The 271-nt window shown below is 64.2% G+C and carries 1 protein-coding gene; it reads right to left on the reverse strand.

The window, feature by feature from the left end; all coding sequences use genetic code 11:
* The coding region (locus N7568_RS27010) for a methyl-accepting chemotaxis protein (protein ID WP_368736532.1) at window positions 1–231 on the reverse strand (231 nt) is incomplete at its 3' end.
* Between the last annotated feature and the right edge of the window lie 40 nt (window positions 232–271).

The following is a 271-nucleotide window of genomic DNA, read 5'->3' on the forward strand; positions in this document are numbered from 1 at the left end:
ATTACGCACTTCGGCGGCCACCACCGCAAAACCGCGGCCTGCCTCCCCGGCGCGGGCGGCTTCCACCGCGGCATTCAGCGCCAGGATATTGGTCTGGACGGCGATACGGTCGATCACCGCGATGATATCGACTATCTGGCCGTTATCCCGCGACACCGACTGCATCACGCCGATAGTCTGCTTCATCACCGCTTCGCCGCTGTAAGCGCTGGCGCTGGTCTGGTCGGCCATGCGGATTGCGTCTTCCGCCGTCTGGGCCGTCTGTTGTACC

This window comes from Paenarthrobacter aurescens (genome assembly GCF_025421775.1).
Taxonomy (GTDB): Bacteria; Actinomycetota; Actinomycetes; order Actinomycetales; family Micrococcaceae; genus Arthrobacter; species Arthrobacter aurescens_B.